General features: G+C 46.7%; 16 protein-coding genes and 3 pseudogenes. 12 read left to right on the top strand and 7 right to left on the bottom strand.

What is annotated here, in order from left to right; genetic code table 11:
- The 4 genes and pseudogenes from ACQ4M5_RS40730 to ACQ4M5_RS40715 form a co-directional block, all read left to right on the top strand.
- A pseudogene (locus tag ACQ4M5_RS40730) lies at window positions 1-107 on the top strand (IS5/IS1182 family transposase); the annotation flags it as partial.
- Between the two features lie 27 nt (window positions 108-134).
- A pseudogene (locus ACQ4M5_RS40725) lies at window positions 135-266 on the top strand (tetratricopeptide repeat protein); the annotation flags it as partial.
- 45 nt (window positions 267-311) lie between these two features.
- Complete coding sequence (locus ACQ4M5_RS40720; protein ID WP_430681507.1) at window positions 312-653, top strand: hypothetical protein; 342 nt, start codon at window positions 312-314, stop codon at window positions 651-653.
- Window positions 654-695: 42 nt separating this feature from the next.
- On the top strand, window positions 696-1,472 hold the full coding sequence (locus ACQ4M5_RS40715; RefSeq protein WP_430681506.1) for a TrmH family RNA methyltransferase: 777 nt from the start codon (window positions 696-698) through the stop codon (window positions 1,470-1,472).
- Here ACQ4M5_RS40715 and ACQ4M5_RS40710 read toward each other — a convergent pair.
- Together ACQ4M5_RS40710 and gyrB are read right to left on the bottom strand one after the other, a co-directional pair.
- The gene (locus ACQ4M5_RS40710; RefSeq protein ID WP_430681505.1) at window positions 1,466-2,092 is read right to left on the bottom strand and encodes a Uma2 family endonuclease; all 627 of its coding nucleotides are present in this window, start codon (window positions 2,090-2,092) and stop codon (window positions 1,466-1,468) included. The genes ACQ4M5_RS40715 and ACQ4M5_RS40710 overlap by 7 nt on opposite strands.
- A 4-nt stretch (window positions 2,093-2,096) precedes the next feature.
- The gene (gene gyrB, locus ACQ4M5_RS40705) at window positions 2,097-4,019 is read right to left on the bottom strand and encodes a DNA topoisomerase (ATP-hydrolyzing) subunit B (protein WP_430681504.1); all 1,923 of its coding nucleotides are present in this window, start codon (window positions 4,017-4,019) and stop codon (window positions 2,097-2,099) included.
- 144 nt (window positions 4,020-4,163) lie between these two features.
- Between gyrB and miaA the strand changes: the two genes are divergently transcribed.
- Window positions 4,164-5,141, top strand: coding sequence for a tRNA (adenosine(37)-N6)-dimethylallyltransferase MiaA (gene miaA / locus ACQ4M5_RS40700; RefSeq protein WP_430681503.1), 978 nt, complete (start codon window positions 4,164-4,166; stop codon window positions 5,139-5,141).
- Window positions 5,134-6,003: a hypothetical protein gene (locus ACQ4M5_RS40695; RefSeq protein ID WP_430681502.1), complete on the top strand. Its 870-nt coding sequence runs from the start codon at window positions 5,134-5,136 to the stop codon at window positions 6,001-6,003. Before miaA ends, ACQ4M5_RS40695 begins: the two co-directional genes overlap by 8 nt.
- 39 nt (window positions 6,004-6,042) lie before the next feature.
- Here the strand turns inward: ACQ4M5_RS40695 and ACQ4M5_RS40690 are convergent, their stop codons facing one another.
- The 4 genes from ACQ4M5_RS40690 to cax form a co-directional block, all read right to left on the bottom strand.
- Entirely contained in the window at window positions 6,043-7,512 is a 1,470-nt protein-coding gene (locus ACQ4M5_RS40690; protein ID WP_430681501.1) for a GTP-binding protein, read from the bottom strand.
- Window positions 7,513-7,619: 107 nt separating this feature from the next.
- Window positions 7,620-7,799: a 30S ribosomal protein S21 gene (gene rpsU, locus ACQ4M5_RS40685; protein ID WP_017291035.1), complete on the bottom strand. Its 180-nt coding sequence runs from the start codon at window positions 7,797-7,799 to the stop codon at window positions 7,620-7,622.
- Window positions 7,800-7,931: 132 nt separating this feature from the next.
- Window positions 7,932-9,188 (bottom strand): hypothetical protein, encoded by a 1,257-nt coding sequence (locus ACQ4M5_RS40680; protein WP_430681500.1) that lies wholly within the window; start codon window positions 9,186-9,188, stop codon window positions 7,932-7,934.
- Between the two features lie 354 nt (window positions 9,189-9,542).
- Window positions 9,543-10,649, bottom strand: a complete 1,107-nt coding sequence (gene cax / locus ACQ4M5_RS40675; RefSeq protein WP_430681499.1) for a calcium/proton exchanger — start codon at window positions 10,647-10,649, stop codon at window positions 9,543-9,545.
- A 443-nt stretch (window positions 10,650-11,092) separates the two neighbouring features.
- On the opposite strand from cax, the gene ACQ4M5_RS40670 reads away from it, so the two are divergent.
- From ACQ4M5_RS40670 to ACQ4M5_RS40650, 5 genes are all read left to right on the top strand, one after another.
- Window positions 11,093-13,612 carry a DUF3536 domain-containing protein gene (locus tag ACQ4M5_RS40670; protein ID WP_430681498.1) on the top strand — a complete coding sequence of 840 codons (2,520 nt, stop codon included), beginning with the start codon at window positions 11,093-11,095 and terminating at the stop codon, window positions 13,610-13,612.
- A gap of 532 nt (window positions 13,613-14,144) precedes the next feature.
- Complete coding sequence (locus ACQ4M5_RS40665) at window positions 14,145-14,498, top strand: hypothetical protein (protein ID WP_430681508.1); 354 nt, start codon at window positions 14,145-14,147, stop codon at window positions 14,496-14,498.
- The gene (locus ACQ4M5_RS40660; RefSeq protein WP_430681497.1) at window positions 14,395-14,727 is read left to right on the top strand and encodes a glycosyltransferase family A protein; all 333 of its coding nucleotides are present in this window, start codon (window positions 14,395-14,397) and stop codon (window positions 14,725-14,727) included. The genes ACQ4M5_RS40665 and ACQ4M5_RS40660 overlap by 104 nt, the downstream gene beginning before the upstream one ends.
- A gap of 902 nt (window positions 14,728-15,629) precedes the next feature.
- Window positions 15,630-15,944 (top strand): helix-turn-helix domain-containing protein, encoded by a 315-nt coding sequence (locus ACQ4M5_RS40655; RefSeq protein ID WP_430681496.1) that lies wholly within the window; start codon window positions 15,630-15,632, stop codon window positions 15,942-15,944.
- Between the two features lie 34 nt (window positions 15,945-15,978).
- Window positions 15,979-16,128 carry a hypothetical protein gene (locus tag ACQ4M5_RS40650; RefSeq protein WP_430681495.1) on the top strand — a complete coding sequence of 50 codons (150 nt, stop codon included), beginning with the start codon at window positions 15,979-15,981 and terminating at the stop codon, window positions 16,126-16,128.
- A 9-nt stretch (window positions 16,129-16,137) separates the two neighbouring features.
- Here ACQ4M5_RS40650 and ACQ4M5_RS40645 read toward each other — a convergent pair whose 3' ends face one another.
- Window positions 16,138-17,112 carry an endonuclease/exonuclease/phosphatase family protein gene (locus tag ACQ4M5_RS40645; protein ID WP_430681494.1) on the bottom strand — a complete coding sequence of 325 codons (975 nt, stop codon included), beginning with the start codon at window positions 17,110-17,112 and terminating at the stop codon, window positions 16,138-16,140.
- Window positions 17,113-17,753: 641 nt separating this feature from the next.
- On the opposite strand from ACQ4M5_RS40645, the pseudogene ACQ4M5_RS40640 reads away from it, so the two are divergent.
- A pseudogene (locus ACQ4M5_RS40640) lies at window positions 17,754-17,876 on the top strand (photosystem II q(b) protein); the annotation flags it as partial.

Raw genomic sequence — 17,876 nt, 5'->3', positions numbered from 1 at the left:
TTTTTCGCATCTTATCGGAGCGCTACCGTAACCGTCGCAGGCGATTTGGGCTACGGTTCAACTTGATCGCAGGCTTGCTGAACTATGAGCTTGCTCATCCAATTTGATTCGTGCAGGAGGTCTAATCCTTAGAAATCAAGCGCGAAATAGGTGATCGACGTGGTGAAGCGAGTTCCCTCGGTAATTTGGGCATCGCTTTCAATGCTCTAGGACAGCATCAACGAGCAATCGAGTTCCACCAGCAGTCCTTACAAATTAAACATGAAATTGGAGATCGTGTGGGTGAAGCGATTTCTCTACATAACAGAGCTTTGACACTCGCTAGGTGGGAATCTCGTCGCTTTGAAGCCCTCTCCACTCTCCGGCAAGCCCGCGCCGTTTTTGCAGAATTAAAGCTCGATCATCAAGTTAAGAAATGCGACGAAGCCATTTATAGCTTTCAGCAAATCATCGCCACCGAGCAAAGCCAATCCGCTCCCAGCTTTCCCGCTCCCCCGATCGACAAACCTTCAGCTAAAGACGATTGGTACGATCGCAGTCTGCCCACGTCACCCAAACCCCGCTCTACTTCCCAACGTCGAATCAACTGGATTCTTTGGTTCTGTATTGGAATCGCGATCGTGCTTTTCATCGCATGGCTACGTTCAAAGTAGATCGATAACGCCCTACAATTCGTTTATGTGCTGAGAGAAAAGATGCTGACCAGTCTGCAAAATCCGCTAGTCAAACAATTGCGAAAGCTTCACCGCACCAAAGAACGACGGGAGCAACAAGTTTTCTTACTAGAAGGAACGCACCTGATTGAGGAAGCTTTGTCGATCGACCTTTCTTTTCTCACTGTCTGTTGTACTGAAACTTGGCAAGCGCAACATCAGGAGCTATTTGAACAATTGCCCGATCGATCCGAGCGATTAGAACTCGTTAGCCCCGAAGTGCTAAAAGCGATCGCGACTACAGTTGAACCGGATGGAATTGTTGCCACGATCGAACAGTTTCACACTCGCCCAGTCGAATTCTCTCAGCTTGGATTAGTCCTCGAAACGATTCAAGATCCCGGCAATTTAGGCACAATCATCCGAACTGCCGCAGCCGCAGGAGTTGAAGGACTTTGGTTGAGTGAAGACTGTGCGGATATTGAAAATCCGAAAGTTTTACGATCGTCTGCGGGTCAGTGGTTTCGATTACCGATGTCGATCCGAGCAGATTTGAAGAAAGAGATTGCGATCGCAAAATCCCAAGGAATGCAAGTTATCGCCACCGTTCCCACAGCCACTCAGACCTATTGGGAAATCGACTTTTCTCAGCCAAGTTTGATTCTGATGGGAAATGAAGGAGCCGGACTTTCACCAGAGTTATTAGAACTCGCAGATGTCCAAGTGACAATTCCTCTAGCTCAAGGCGTTGAATCTTTGAATGTTGCGATCGCGACTGCCTTAATGCTCTATGAAGCTCGAAGACAGGGTACTTACTGATTTCTAATCCACTGCCGAAACCGTTTAATCAAGCTATTTTCACCAATGCTCGAATAGAGTTCTAGAAAGCGCATTACATCTGCTGCTGTAAGCATCGGTAAAGTAAGACTACGATCGCACACTTGATATTCTCCCGATCTCAACGAGTAAATAGTGAGCGACTGTCCATCATATCGCCAGACCTCTGGCACGTTCAAAGCTGCATAAATCGAAAAGCGATTGAGTGAACTTGATGTAACGTCCACTTCAACCGCTAAATCGGGAGGTGGGAACTGTGCTAGATCAATCTGAGCAATCCCACGAACCTGCGCTTCATTCTGAATGTAGTAACACTGGTCGGGTTCCAGTCCTCTCGATAAGTCCTCTCGATCGCACGTCCGAGATCCCAAGCTACGAATCTCTAGATCAAGTTCCTCAGTTGCGGCTTCAATCAACCGTCCCAGCAATTTCTTAAAAGATTCGTGCGGATCAAGCGGCATCCGAATTTCTAGCGTTCCACGATCGTAAGTCAGCCGCAAACGAGGCTCCGATTCAAAGTCGCGAACAAGTGACTGGTACGATTGCCAGCTAATGTTTCGTAAGACTACCCGATCAGGACTTTGAATCAGAGTTGCAGTCATAGGCTTAGATATCGAGATCAGTCAAGTTCAGTTTCGAGCCATAGGTTTCGATGAACTCACGTCGAGGAGCAACACGATCGCCCATTAATACCGTAAAGATGCGATCGGCTTCCGCAGCATCTTCGATCTCAACTCGCTTCAGTGTCCGAGTCTCAGGATTCATCGTCGTATCCCATAGCTGCTGAGGCATCATTTCACCCAACCCTTTGAAGCGCTGAATGTTGTAGCTCGCATTGTCTGGGAAAGTCGATAAGCGTTCTTGTAGCTCTCGCTCGCTGTAGCAATAGTAGTGATTGCGTCCGCGTTCTACTTTGAACAATGGAGGGCAAGCAATGTACACATAACCTTGATCGACCATCATTCGTTGATAGCGATAGAAGAAGGTCAGCAGCAAAGTTCTGATGTGTGCTCCGTCTACGTCCGCGTCAGTCATGATGATAATGCGGTGATAGCGCAATTGAGAGACATCGAACTCCTCACCTTTGATACCGAGTCCGAGTGCAGTGATTAGCGCTTGAATTTCAGTGTTTTTGTAGATCTTTGAATCGTCGGTCTTTTCGATGTTGAGGATCTTACCGCGTAGAGGAAGAATTGCTTGGAAACGTCGATCGCGTCCTTGTTTTGCCGAACCACCCGCAGAATCCCCTTCCACGATGTAGATTTCAGATTCGCTCGGATCACGAGACGCACAATCCGCAAGTTTTCCGGGCAGCGTCGAAGATTCTAAGACCGACTTACGACGAACCATTTCGCGGGCATGACGAGCCGCCTCTGCTGCTTTGAAGGCTTGAACCGCTTTCTCAATAATCGAATCCGAAACATTCGGGCGAAACTCAAGATATTCAGTCAGCACTTCACCGACAAGCGAGTCCACAATCCCGCGAACTTCAGTATTACCAAGCTTCGTCTTCGTTTGACCTTCAAACTCTGGGTCAGGCACTTTCACCGAGATCACAGCCGTTAAGCCTTCTCGAATGTTCTCCCCTGCAAGGTTCGATTCATTTTCTTTGATCTTGTTGCGCTTCCGAGCGATCGTATTCAGCGTCCGAGTCAGAACCGCTTTCAATCCCTCTAAGTGCGTTCCACCGTCAACGGTACGAATGTTATTCGCAAATCCGATGATGTTATCGGTATAAGCATCCGAACACCATTGCAGCGACACTTCAACTTGAATATTGTTGCGTTCGCCATGTACAAAGATTACTTCTTCGTGGAGTGGTTGCTTCTCGCGGTTCATGTACGAAACGTACTCGCGGATTCCACCTTCGTAGAAATAAGTTTCGTCGCGCTCAAGATCAGGACGACGATCGACAAAAGTAATCTTTACGCCACCATTCAAGTACGCCAACTCTCTTAAGCGTCCAGAAAGCGTCGTGTAATCGAACTTCGTCGTTTCAGTAAAGATCGTGGCATCCGGCATGAATGTCACCGAAGTTCCCGTTCTCGCTTGGGAATACGGCTGCTCCTGCATTTCTCCGATCGGAACGCCGCGCTCAAATCGCATTAAGTGGACTTTCTTATCGCGCCAGACGGTGACTTCGACCCATTCTGAAAGCGCGTTCACGACCGAAACCCCGACCCCGTGAAGACCCCCAGAGACTTTATACCCGCCACCCCCGAACTTACCGCCAGCGTGTAAAATTGTCAGCACGGTTTCAAGACCGGATTTTCCAGTTTTGGCAACGATTCCGGTCGGAATCCCACGTCCGTCGTCGGTTACGGTGACAGAGCCATCTGCGTTGATGGAAATATCGATCGATTTACAGTAGCCCGCGAGCGCTTCATCAACGGAGTTATCGACTACTTCGTAAACAAGGTGATGCAAGCCGCGAGGTCCGGTACTACCGATATACATACCGGGGCGTTTTCGCACCGCTTCAAGACCTTCTAGGACTTGGATCTGTTGGGCATCGTAGTTTGTCGTCATAGGAAGCGTTCTTTAGGGCGAGGTGTAGCAGGAAATTAAACCAAGAAGCGAAATTGAAGTTGAAAAGGCAATTTCTATCAAAATTATAGCACAAATGGCTTATAAGCGGTTTTAGAGCAGTTTCGGACGAATTTTGAAAGTAGGATGGATCGGTCTATTTTGACTCAAAATTTTCAACATGAACCAAAAATCTTTAACAATACGCCTGTACTTATTATAATCGGTGGTGCGACGGCAACGGGAAAGTCTGGTTTGGCGATCGAACTTGCCGATCGCTTGAATTCGATCATCCTCAGTGCCGATTCGCGCCAAGTGTATCGCGAGTTTACCATCGGAACGGCAAAACCGACGAAACAAGAGCAAAATCGTATCCCACATTATTTAATCGACATTTGCAATCCAACCGAAACACTAACGGTTGCAGATTATCAAATGAGAGCGCAAGAAATTCTCGCTGCCTATGGCACACGTTTACGTGACCGGGGTGGCGTTCAATTTCTCGTTGGCGGAACCGGGCTATATATTAAAGCGATCGCACGTGGAATGAAGATTCCCAGAGTCGCACCACAACCTGAATTACGATCTCAGCTTGAACAATTGGGGCAAAATACACTTTATGAAATGTTGCAGCAAGTAGACGCGATCGCGGCAAGTCGAATTCACGCCAATGATCAAGTCCGAACGCTCAGAGCATTAGAAGTTTTTTACGTTACAGGTCGCCCAATTTCGGAACAACAAGGCGAAGAACCTCCTAAGTTTCCGATGTTGTATTTGGCGTTGGATAGCGATCGCTTAGAACACCGCATCGCCAAACGCACCGGACAAATGATCGAAATGGGATTTGTCGAGGAAGTGAAAACGCTGTGTGAGAAGTACGGTGAGGAGTTGCCGCTTTTAAACACGTTGGGATATGCAGAAATACGGCAATATTTACGAGGCGAGATTTCGCTATCCGAGGCAGAGCGCTTAACCGTCTTACACACTCGACAGTTTGCAAAGCGTCAACGAACTTGGTTTCGAGCCGTTTCAGAGATTGAATGGTTCGACTCGGATGCGGGAGATTTAGTCGATCGAGTCTGGTCAAGAATTGAGCAATTCTGCAAGGACGTGCGACGTGACTAGAACGCTACACGATCAGTTTGCAAAACTCTGTCTTGCCGGATTCCTGGAGCCTTTTGGTACAGCCGAAATTGGTCGAGAAATTACGAGCGAAGTCCGACAAATCGATCTCTGGTTTGATCCTGATCCTGCCAAACTCTCGTCTCAAGACGCATTAGGATTACTGGGTCGAATGGTATCGCTCCCGTGTTTGCTTGAACCTTATCGCAACCCAATTCAAGCAGGTCAGATTCTCGATGGTCAAAGCAAACTGAATGAAGTTCGTCTTGAATTGCTCCGTAAAGCGAAGAGTCAAAATATTTCACCGTCTCAAGTGACTTTGCCACGACTTTGGGTGATTTCCCCGACGGTTTCTCCGAAAGTTCTGCGGGAATTTAGCGCGATCGAGAAACCTGACTGGCTACCAGGAATCTACTTTCTCCCCGAAGGTCAACGCGCCGCTATTATTGCAATTAATCAGCTTCCCGTCACTTCAGAGACGCTTTGGTTAAGATTGTTGGGACGCGAAACGGTTCAAGCTCAAGCAGTTTCAGAACTAATGGCTCTGCCTAAGAATCATCCGTTTCGCACCCATGCACTGAAGCAATTAATGAACTTGCGAAAAACCCTAGAAGCACGTCAAAATTTGAATAGAGATGAACGAGGGCTAGTCATGAGTTTGTCACCGATTTATCAGCAATGGGAAGAAGAAACGCTTCAACGAGGACGACAGGAAGGACGACAGGAAGGACGACAGGAAGGACGACAGGAATTATTATCGCGAGTCGTTCCTACCTTGTTGAGAACTGGTTTGACGATCGAGCAAATTGCCGACCAACTCCAAATTGATGTCACTGAAGTTCAAAAAGTAGCGGGAGATTCTTAGTTCAGATACGATCGCGCCTTCGATGCGGACAGCAAAGCGCTAATTTTTTCCTGCTTTCGCTTGTCGGGCATGAAGATCAAGTTTTGCCCGTAATTCATCCTTGATCCGATTCATAATCGAATCCTCATCCAGCGAAGCAAGAATTCGAGTTACCACCGCTTTCGGGCTTTCTATACCCCAAGAAGCATCATTCGCAAGATACGCTTTGGTCACTTGAGCGATCGCATAAGTCGAAACGCCCGCCACCGCTCCCTGAGTCAGTGCCACTGTCATGTAAGGCGCGATCGACAATCCCCCCGTTGCCGGAGCCGCTACCCCTAACAATCCTTTGAGCGAACTCAATCCCAAATTTGTGAGCAATTCAGTCGCACTAATGCCACCCATCGCGATCGCAATTCGTTGGAGTAATTTCAAGGCTCCTTGCTGGGTCATCTGAATGCCATAGAGCTTAGACAAACTCATGATCAGCGCTACATCGATCGCGGCACTGCTAAGAATGTCCAACACCATGATTGGATTTACCGCAGTCGCGATCGCTTTTGTCATCACACCGTTCCAGATCACTCGATTGGCGTTTTGTTCGCGGATCGTAAGTTTGCGTTGAAGTAAGCGATCGTGAACATCATCGGCAAACAGCATCGAGTTTAGAGCAACCAGCGATTTGCCTTCTCGGTGCAGAACTTCGAGAATTTTTAGCTTAAGATCTTGAACTTGCGGCTCTGTTTTGACCATTTGCGGAGACATTCGACCATCAGGACGTTTTACCGCTCGTGCAACTAACGGAGAAGCCGCAGCCATGACAATCTCATCCGGTGAGAGCAGTTCTTTGACCCGTTCATCGCGAATTTTTTGATAGATGCTCATACGATCGGCATCTGGATACTGATCGATTTTGTTAAACACCAAAATAATCGGCTTCCCAACGTCGCGTAATTCTGAAAGTGCTTGGAATTCGACTTTCGTAATGTCACCGGAAACAATGAAGAGTAACAGATCGGCTTGTTGAGCGACCTGACGTGCTAAGGCTTCTCTGGCTTCTCCGTTGACTTCATCGATTCCAGGAGTGTCAATTAATTCGATTTGAGAATTGGTTGTACTGGGAAGTTTCACCCGCAGGATCTCTTGATCACTGCCCTCGATCGCTTCGTTTGTCACAGTCCACTGAGCCGACTGCTGCGATCGCGTGACTCCGTGAATTGCACCAGTTTCAAAAATCTGTTGACCGAGCAACGCATTTAACAGCGAAGACTTACCGCGCCCGACCATACCGAAAGCAGCGATTTGAACCACGAGACGATCGAGCTTTTCTAGCATCGTCTCCAGTCCGTGAATTTCTGACTCCAATCCCGATCGCTCTTGGTCAGTTAAATCGAGATTTTCAACTAGCTCTCGTAGCGTTGTTTGAGCCTGTCGATAATTTAGCTCATTTTGGATCTCATCGAACCCGGAAATCGCTTCGTCTAGCTCCTGATCCAAAGGTTTGCCAGCATCGGAAATGGAGTCAGTCATAAATTCACGAGAGAAGTAATCTGCACTTCTCACATCCTAGCAATGCTGCCGATAAACGGTCTTAGACGAAAAAAATCGATCCTTATATCAAGAATCGACTATCACCGTTAACGGTAGCGGCGATTGCGTCGAGCGACGATCGCTTTGCGTTTGCGCTTTTCCAGCGGCGTTTCAAAATGACGGTGCGATCGCAGATCTGCCAAAATTCCAGCTTTTGAGACTTGGCGCTTAAAGCGGCGCAACGCTGAATCGATGCCTTCGTTTTCTCCTAAAACCACTTGGGTCATGCTGTAGTATCCTCCAGTAGATTAAAAGTTGTAGATTCCAATCAGACTAAAAATCGCCGTCCACACCTAAGTATGCACAGCTTTCTAGAACGCGCAACCTACCATCATGAAGAGTAGCACAAATCCTAGACTCTAGCGCACCAGTTGATTGACAAAACATAAATTCAAAGCGCTGAAGTTGGTGCTGAGCGCGATTTGTAGGTTTTCCATCGCCGCGATCAGCCACTGAACGCGATCGCGACTGTAGCTTTCATAGTGATGAAATAAAATTGAGAATCGCTTCTCTAAATAAGGTTTCACCCGCCGACAAAGTAGAACAATTTGCAGCAAGAGTTGTGTGGTCGAAGTGGCTCCCAAGTTTGAAAGCAGATCGACAAAAACAAAGTGCTGCGGTCGATGGACGCTTTCGACGACTAGGAAATTCAGAAGCTGGCTACAAGTCCGCACCATGAGGAAATCCGAGAGCGGTTGTGAGTCGCTTTGTGGATACGCATTAATTAATAATTTGCCGAGTTGCTGATTAAAGTGGCGCTTTCCGTAGGCTGGATTCACCGTATCAGTGAGATAGTGATACAGTTCGGCTTTGAACTCTTTGTACGATCGAATGCCTTGACAATGCGCTAAAAACCGCTGGGCAACTTCTCGACAGGTATCGTTTCCGTGTACTTTTCCAGTGAATTGATGGAGAGCCTGACTGAGAGATCGATCATCTAATAAAGTCGGATTTTCGACCGGGTGAATGATGCGATTACTTGCTGCTCGTCGAACTTGATAAGTCACATATTTTGAGAGATCAAGCTCGAATTGTTTTTGTCGATCGGCTTGCAGTTGGCGAATCGAAGCTTGCTGAATGTCGGGTGTTCCTTCAGCCACGAGGCAATGTTCGTATAGGTAAGGGTAACGGCGGATTAGTGTGCCAAACGATTCGGTTTCAGTGGGCGCAGGCTGTAAAACAGTGGCAAGACGCTTCAGGGTCAAATATTGCTCTGTTTGCTGGAATTCCTGAATCAGAGTGCGCTGTTGCTTGATGATGCGCGATCGAGAAAAGTCCGCTGTAATTGGACGGGTTGGAGCCGATTCAAACGAGGCGACCAAATCTGCGATCGCGCCATAGTGCTGCGGGCGAGACTGCCAGCGGTTGATCAGAATGTGGCAGCAGCGGTTCAGGATAAAGCGGAATTCTTGGGCAGAAGTCGTCGATTGAACTAAGCGATCGAGATCCTGCTGAAATGCGAGATCCGGATAGCCAGTTCCTTCCACAAACAGGAGACGAAACCGCTCAGTCAGAACTTGAGGTGATTCAGATTGAACTAACTTTAATAGATGATCGTAGAGTCGCTGTTCTTCCGGTGTAATACCGCGACTTTGATGAATCGACCCAGCATTCATGGTTTCAGCACTCCTCAACCCCAGACTTCAGGAACATCAATTTAATTTGGATCGGACTTGACCGGGGCAAGGTCAAAGTATGGCTATCGTAGTGAAATCCGTGAAGACCGAGTGTAATCTGTGTCACTTCATCAAGACTTCATACAGAAATCCGCATTGTCTCCACGTATCTTTTACTACCGCTCTTGTTTCTAGTTTTCCGTGAGCGACGACTGTGATCCGGATCAACACGGAGAATTTACTTACGCTTCAAGAATATCAAGTCGAGAAGTTTTCTTAACTTTGAGAAAACTTCTCGACTTCAGCTTAAATAGATTCGCTCAGAAATCTTCTCTTCGTGCTGGAAAAAGCAACCTATACCATCACCGGATGAAAATAGAAGGCGAGTCCGAGAACAAGATAAGCTGCGAGTAAAAGCGTTCCTTCTAGCCAATTCGATCGACCATCTGAACTAATCGAATTTGTAATTAGAACGGCAACCGCAACCGCAACCAATTCAAACGGATTGAAATCGAGATCCATCGGCTGTCCTGTGAACCAGCCGATAATGACTAGAACGGGAGCCACAAAGAGCGCAATTTGCAAACTTGATCCCACGGCAACTGAGAGCGACAAATCCATTTTGTCTTTCATTGCAACGGTTACAGCGGTCGCGTGTTCTGCGGCATTTCCGACGATCGGTAATAGAATCACCCCTGTAAATAGTGCCGTTAATCCTAATTTTTCGGTTGCCACTTCTAAGCTATCTACCAGCAATTCTGATTCGATCGCAACAAAAACAGTACAGATCAGAAGCACGATCGACCATAAGACCAGATTTGGCTTTTTCCCTTCATGCGACAAATTAGCTTCCGCAAGCTCTTCCGCTTTACTATTTTCTGCGGTTCCCACGTCATATAAATAAGTGTGGGTTTTCATCGAAAATAAGAGGGTCAGTGCGTAAACCGTGATGAGCACGATCGCAACCGCCACCGACAGCGTTTGTAACGTCTTAGATTCGATCCCCGATGAAGTGATATTTACCGCTGTTGGCAACAAGAGCGCAATTACAGCAAGATTCATCGAAGACGCATTCACTCGCGCCACGATCGGTTGAAATTCCTGCTCTTTGTAGCGCAATCCACCGAGCAGCATCGACAAGCCCATCACCAACAGCAGATTGCCAATAATTGATCCCGTCAGGCTGGCTTTTACGACATCGACTAAACCCGCATTCAGAGCAACAAGAGCAATGATCAACTCAGTCGCGTTTCCAAATGTGGCATTCATCAAGCCGCCTAGCGTCGGACCAACCACCACCGCGATCTCTTCAGTGGCAGTGCCCATCCAAGCGGCAAGCGGTAGAATCGCCACTGCCGCCGTACCAAACACGACGAGTGCTCCCCAATGGAGATAATGAGCCGCGATCGACACCGGGATCATCACGAGTAATGCTGAAAAAACCGTATTCTTGATTGACATTCGCGTTTCGAGGGTAGGAAATCGTCCTAAATAGGATACTCACGATCCACACCTCTCGGCAGCCTAATTCCCGATTGTTCATCACAAAAAATGAATTTTAGTGGCGCGATCGTAAACTCCCATACAAAATTCTTAAGAGATTCCAAAAACGAGGCTGAAGTAGGGTTCAATCGAAAGAGATGAATGTAGACCAATGGATTGTAGCCATTCCGTTCATGATCTGCGTTCACATCAGCGTTGTCACAATCTAGCTCTGGCGTGGATTTCACTGGACTTTGGGTTAGATTGTGGTTTCTTTCGGGCTTGTTATGGTGGGATAGAGTGCTTTGCGCGTCTCATGACGAAGCTGCCTTCGCTTCAATCTTTTCCGAGTTTGATACTATCTGCTTGTTCTGCGATCGGGTGTTATCGCAGGTGAGCGCATTCTAATGTGGAAACTGACAATGACCTCACTTTCTGATGCTTCATCCCGTTTAGCTCCGGTCGATTTGAATGTTCAAAGTCCTGATCCCGTGCAAACTGCGATCGGGGTTTACGTTACAGTTCACGGGCATTTCTATCAGCCACCTCGCGAGAATCCCTATCTTGATGCGATCGAGCGCCAACCGAGTGCCGCGCCGTTCCACAACTGGAATGAGCGGATTCACCACGAATGTTATCGTCCAAATGCGTTTGCCAGAATCCTCAACGATCAGGGGCAACTCTTAGGGATCGTCAATAATTTTGAGTATTTAAGCTTCAATATTGGTCCGACTTTGATGAGTTGGATCGAGCGGCACGATGTTGAGGTGTATCAGCGGATTGTGGAAGCCGATCGTAAAAGTTGCGATCGCTTAAACGGGCATGGGAATGCGATCGCGCAAGTTTACAATCACATCATCCTGCCGCTGGCAAATGAGCGCGATAAGCGGACGCAGGTTCGATGGGGGAAAGAAGATTTTCGATCGCATTTTGGGCGTGATCCCGAAGGCATGTGGCTGGCTGAAACGGCTGTCGATTATGCCACTGTAGAGGTTTTGATCGAAGAGGGGATCAAATTCATTGTGCTGGCTCCGTCTCAAGCAGAACGATGCAGAGAGCAGAATGATCCCCACTGGCAAGAAGTCGGCGGCGGACAGATTGATCCGACTCGTCCGTATCGATGTTACCTGCGATCGAATGATCCCGATTCTCCTTATATCGATGTCTTCTTTTACGATGGTCCGATTTCTCGTGATATGGGATTCGATTCGGCTTTGAGCAGTTCGCACCATTTAGCGAGTCGATTAGGTCAGGCGGTTCGCGGGGATCATCGTCCGACTCAGTTGATCTCAGTCGCAACGGATGGCGAAACCTTCGGACATCACAAAGGTGGCACTGAGAAATGTTTGGCGTATGCGTTTACGGACGAGTTCCCCAAGCGCGATTGGACAGTGACGAACTTCGCACATTATCTCAGTTTGAATCCGCCAACTTGGGAAGTGGTACTGAAGCCCGTCACGGCTTGGAGTTGTTCTCATGGAGTCGATCGATGGCAAGAAGATTGCGGTTGTGGAGGAGGGGGTGGCTGGCATCAGAAATGGCGACGACCGCTGAGAGATGCACTCGATTGGCTGCGGGATCAACTGATTCGAGTGTATGAAGAGGAAGGGAAAAAGCTGTTTAACGATCCTTGGTTGGCGCGGGATGAATATGTGCAGGTGATTCGCGATCGCGCTTCGGTTCAGAAATTCCTTGCTCGGCATCAGTCGCATAAGTTATCAAATGTCGATCGCTTAGATGCTCTGCGATTGCTCGAAATGCAGCGTCATGCACTTCTGATGTATACCAGTTGCGGCTGGTTCTTTGAAGAGCTTTCCCGACCTGAAGGAGTGCAGATTCTCCGATACGCATCACGGGCACTTGAACTGGCTGGAGATGTCGCGGGAGTTCAACTTGAGAAGAATTTCATTAAGCGGCTGGCATCGGCTCCGAGTAACGTCGATTGCTTTAAGAACGGCGCGGAAGTTTACCGCCAGCTTGTGATCCCTGCACAAATTACGTTTGAACAAGTGGCGGCGCATTATGCAATTTCGTCTCTGTTCACTTCATATTCACGAGAACAGCGGGTGTATTGCTACACGGCGAGTCAGCTAGATTATCAGATTCAGCGGATGGGATCGGTCACATTAGCGATCGGGCAACTTCAACTCACTTCGGAAATTACTCGCGAATCGCAGCATTTCGTCTTTGCAGTACTGCATCTCTGCGGTTGGGATTTCCACTGCTGCATTCAACCGTTTGCAGGGCGACGCAATTATACACAGGTGAAAGAGCAGCTTTTTGAAACGTTAAATCATGGCAGTGCAGCACAGACAATTTTGAAAATGAATCAAGTGTTTGGCGATGTCGCTTACAGCCTGCAAGATTTGTTTGCGGAAGAGCGTCACCGAATGATGCGATTGCTCAGTCATGAGACTTTGACGCGATTAGATCAGCTTTATACGCAGGTGTATCGCGATAACTATGGGGTGCTGATGGCGTTCCACCGAGATGAATTGCCTGTGCCGCAAGAGCTACAAGTGGCAGCGGAAATTGCATTGGGACATCGATTGTTGTTGACACTACGATCGCTTGAACAAGATTTAGATGAGTTGAATGCCGTTTTGATTCATCTAGGACAACTGGAAGCGATCGCGACTGAAGCGATTCATTTACGCTGTCATCTTCAGCAACCCGAAGCGCGGGAGACTCTACAGCGATTAATTGAGCGATCGTTGTGGGTGCTATTTAATCAGAGCGAAATTGAGAGAGCAGAGCCTCAGATTCGTGTGTTAGAGCGATTGATCGTGCTGAGTGGGCAATTTGGACTAGGTGTTGCTTTCGATAAGAGTCAGGAATTGTTCCACCAGTGGTTAAATCGATCGCGATCTCTGACTCCTGCAATTCGAGATTTAGCTGAGAAATTAGCGGTAGCTTTGCTCCCCGAAGGGAACGTGATTTAGCTGCGTCTGTCCGGAGCGCGATTTTGCTCCGGATAAATTATCAAAAATTGGTTCAAACTTTATGTGACTTCTAAGGCTCGCCTTCTGTCACATTTGAATCAATGAACTTTTGAACTACATCAAGACAAACAATGACTTAGATGCTGCTGATAGGTAGCATTTTTTTTTGACGATACAGCAATTTGATTGATTTATTGCTGCAATCTCTGGGAAAAGACGGAATTTTGAAATGCAATTGAACACATTCTTGTGTAAATCAAAACGAAGAAACTAACGTATCGAAGATTACTTTTACAACAGAAGATGGAACACAGTCGAATTATTTCAATTGTGAATGTTATATGAAGCGAAGGAATGCCAGTTGCCAATTTTTGTAGGATGCTTCTACACTGATGTGCGTTGTGAATCTAAGAAATTAGGTTCTCTGCTCTGAGTAATGTGTGTCGGTTTCTAAGCGATCGTTCAGTTGTTGATTCGCTGTCTTAATTTCACTCATCGCAACTGACGCGCTGCACCATTATCGAGCGTGAAGATGCTAAAAATTTCAACGCAGCAAAGCCCCCTTGACCTTCGTTCATCAAGCGTCGTCCATCTCCGTCGAGGCGTGGGAACGCAATGGCTACGAGTTCTCACTCTGGTTATTTCAGATCTCACTTTATTGGGATTCGTGTGGTTCATTGCTGAAAAATTCGGAACACCTTGGGCAACCTTCTGGAACTTGAAAGAAATCCCGATCGCGCTTTTACTCGGGTTGGGAATCTGCTTAGGGTTTCTGATCTCTGGTGGATTCTACAAAGCAGGCAATATTCGCCGGGATTATCGCTACAAGGAATTTAGCCATTCAAAATCCTCGTGGAATCTATCTTGCACCACTGGATTCGGATGATCTGTGGTTTCCTCGCAAGCTGGAAAAACAAGTGCAGGCTCTAGATGCTGATCCAACTGCGGGAATGGTATATAGCTGGTCAGTATCGATCGACCAACAGAATCGATTGTTGTGGCGCTATTACATCGATCGACCCTTTGTTCCTGAAGGTTGGATACTAACAACACTCATCTTTTACAACTTTATGGAAAATGGCAGTGTTCCTATGGTTACGAGGATTGTTCTATAACTTCGCGCTAGTAAAAGGCTATGAAAATCAGGACTATAAACAAGTGCTGCTCTAGTCCTGGAAAGGCTTGGGAGTCGATTGGACACTGCTGTTAAGACCGGAAACTTTTCCAGTCATAGTTCCAAGTGCAATGAGGTTAGTATTTCCACGATCGCCTAAACCCAAGAAAGCAGTAAGGCAACCACTCAGTCAAACAAGCCTTAGCAGACTGCAAAACGGGAGATTTAGAGTCAGTCTTAGCATCAAGATAAGAGTAGGTTACAAGTAATTTTCATCGCCTGACCCGGAATCAATTCGTGGCTATCCGAACACAATAAAAGCAGTCTAATCTTTAAACTCAAACTAATAAGTTCAAGATTTTTTCCTGATTCTGGTTGAACCTCAAAACTAACTCGGAATTCATGTTAAGAACTTTACGATCGCTGAAATATCTAAGACATTTTGAGTGCTTAACAAAAACGCCATAATCTCTAGGATACAAACTTATTTTCTATCTGGTAAAAAGGACTTTTAATTGGATATCACATCTGCAATTCAGCACCTGGCAAGCTCTCTAAGTCATTCAATGCAGCAGAACTATCAGAAAAATTTGAGATTGAAATCTGAGTCATGGTAACACTCTCTCTTGCAAAGCGCGATTGGATCTAGTAAGTTATCGACAGGTTAAAAACCACTTCTCGCGTCTACTGGTATCGCAATGATTAGCGATGTAATTTCAAATAATCGACCCCTTGAAAGTGCTTTTTCGGACATAAATTCGGACAAAAAAATCGTATTTTCAACCTTTCAATTTGGAGCATCAATCGCGTTTAATAACAGCAGAAACGGGTGATTCTACCTAACAAAAAGCGATCGAGCTTCTACCAGACGATCGCCCATCTATCTGTTAGGGAGTGTGTTCCATGACCAAGAGTAAGAAGCAGTATGCACAGGATGATTGGAGCAGTCAGCCTGTAGGAAGACCGAAAACGATTAACGATGACTATCTCGCTCGGTTGAAAGAACTGGTAAGTCATAGTCCAAAACAGTATGGCTATCCCTTTGAGCGTTGGACAGCCCAATGGTTACGAAAACATTTGCTACAAGAAACTGGAGTAGCAATCAGCGATCGACATATCAATCGATTGCTCAAACAGATGGGGCTTTCAACTCGCGCCCGGATTCACCTAAAGCGCTTCCGCATTACGATCAATGATTTGAATTCGTCGCAAAGTTAATCTTCCCTGAATCCTCCGCATCTGGGGGATTCGCTTGACATTATCTCCTAGCCCAAAGCTGAAGGTCGGTCATGGGTGGCAACAGACGACCCAACGTTATCTATTCATCGAGCAACAAAGCGCGGTCGATTGCAGGATTGCTTGTCTTGTGATGATTGGACATTATCAACAACTCAAGAAGTGAAGTCAACCTCTAAGGAACCCGAAAACTAGCAATCACTGGAAGATGATCAGAACCGCCATCCGCTCCGACAAACGACTCGATCGACTGTAGTTCACCTGTGTGCCAAACATAGTCCAATCTTTGAACTGCAAAGGGCACAATGCTACTCACTAATGTATGTCCTGTGCCTTGTCCTCGTTCTTCAAAGCTATCTTTCAACACTTTCCGCAATTCGTAATAAGTTTCAGAACTGTCCGTCATATTGCAATCACAGAGCATAATTGTCGGTAATGATTGTTCTGGGATAAACTTCTTCAGAAACTCTGTTTCTGCGGCTCTGCGAGTGTATCGATCGATGGTTTCAGACACTAACTGATTCAGCGGAATGTTATTCGGCGTAAGATGCGTGACTAGAACATTGATGCGTTGATCGCCATATCGAACAATGGCTTGTAATCCTCGCTCGATCGGTGGGAAAAGTAGTGGTTTGACAGACTCGATTGGTAAACGACTAAACAATGCAACGGTATGAAATCGATCTGCTGGATGAATCGCATAATAAGGATAAATTGGCGAAATTGCTTTTAACAAATTCGGGAGTTCTTTTGGTTGTAGCTCTTGTATTCCAACCACATCAGCATCCATCTTCTGAACCACCTGCGTAATTTTTGGATAGTCCTGATTGCTCCATAGGAGATTGAAAGTCATCACTCTAAGCAGCGTGTTTCGTCGTGCTGTTGTAGGAAAATTCAGTCTGGGTGGAAACAGCACACCAAACAATAGGCAGCCCAAAATAAGCCCTATCAGCAATCGTCTCTTTCGACTCCAGAATGCAAGCGGCAAAAGAATCACGATCGGCAAAAACAGGTAAGGCGCGAATGTATTGAGCAGTGCTAACCACCAAAAGCGATCGGAAAATAGAAGTCGCAACCCGAACCAAAATAAGAGACTACTAAGATAGCTCCAGCCTAAAATACCAATCACAGACCAAAAGAAGGCGAACATAATTGCTCGTGGTATGGAAATGTGATCGTAAATCCCACTCCTAATCTGGGTCTAGAACGTTACCCTATCTCTTTATTAATTTCTCAAGTTACGCTCTCAATTAATAAAGTTCCTGCTTTCTCCGCGAAAACGCCGCCCACTACACTCAAGCCGTTTTTTATGAAGTCGCGCTGCCGAATCTGAGAATCGCTCAAGAAATGTACAAAGCGATCGCAGAGAACAAGACAGCTTTTCATGAAGTTGTGCAACTATTCGGGTCAAATGGGAATCGGAGGCGAAATGGATATTGGGGAACCTCTACGCGATCGCGCTTTCCTCCAAATCTCGCTTCCAACATTTTCTCAACCGTACCACCGACCGTACTTAACCCAGCTTCACCCCTTCTCATTTTCATTGAAACTCTTATTCAGTCTGAGTTAGCCGAAGTCCTCCACGTTCGGATTCTCCAAGAGCTTGTTTCCCAATAGACACGGAAAAATATCGATCGAGCCGAAATCCGTCTAGGACTCTGAACCTACCCCTTTAGACGGAGAATCCTGAAAAGTTTGTTAACACTCTTTACAAATCGAAATCATCTGCGTAATATATGAAGTGTGGTTAACACCACTTTCATCATTCCTTTAACCAGTAATTATCCAACCATGACAACCACCTTACAGAGACGCGAGAGCGCAAATCTGTGGGCGCAGTTCTGCAACTGGGTCACCTCCACCGACAACCGCCTTTATGTAGGCTGGTTCGGCGTATTGATGATCCCCACATTG

The sequence above is a fragment of the Leptolyngbya sp. AN10 genome (genome assembly GCF_050565645.1).
Lineage (GTDB): Bacteria > Cyanobacteriota > Cyanobacteriia > Leptolyngbyales > Leptolyngbyaceae > Leptolyngbya.
The sequence above is the reverse complement of the archived record's forward strand: the minus strand, read 5'-3'. Positions and strand labels throughout refer to the sequence as shown.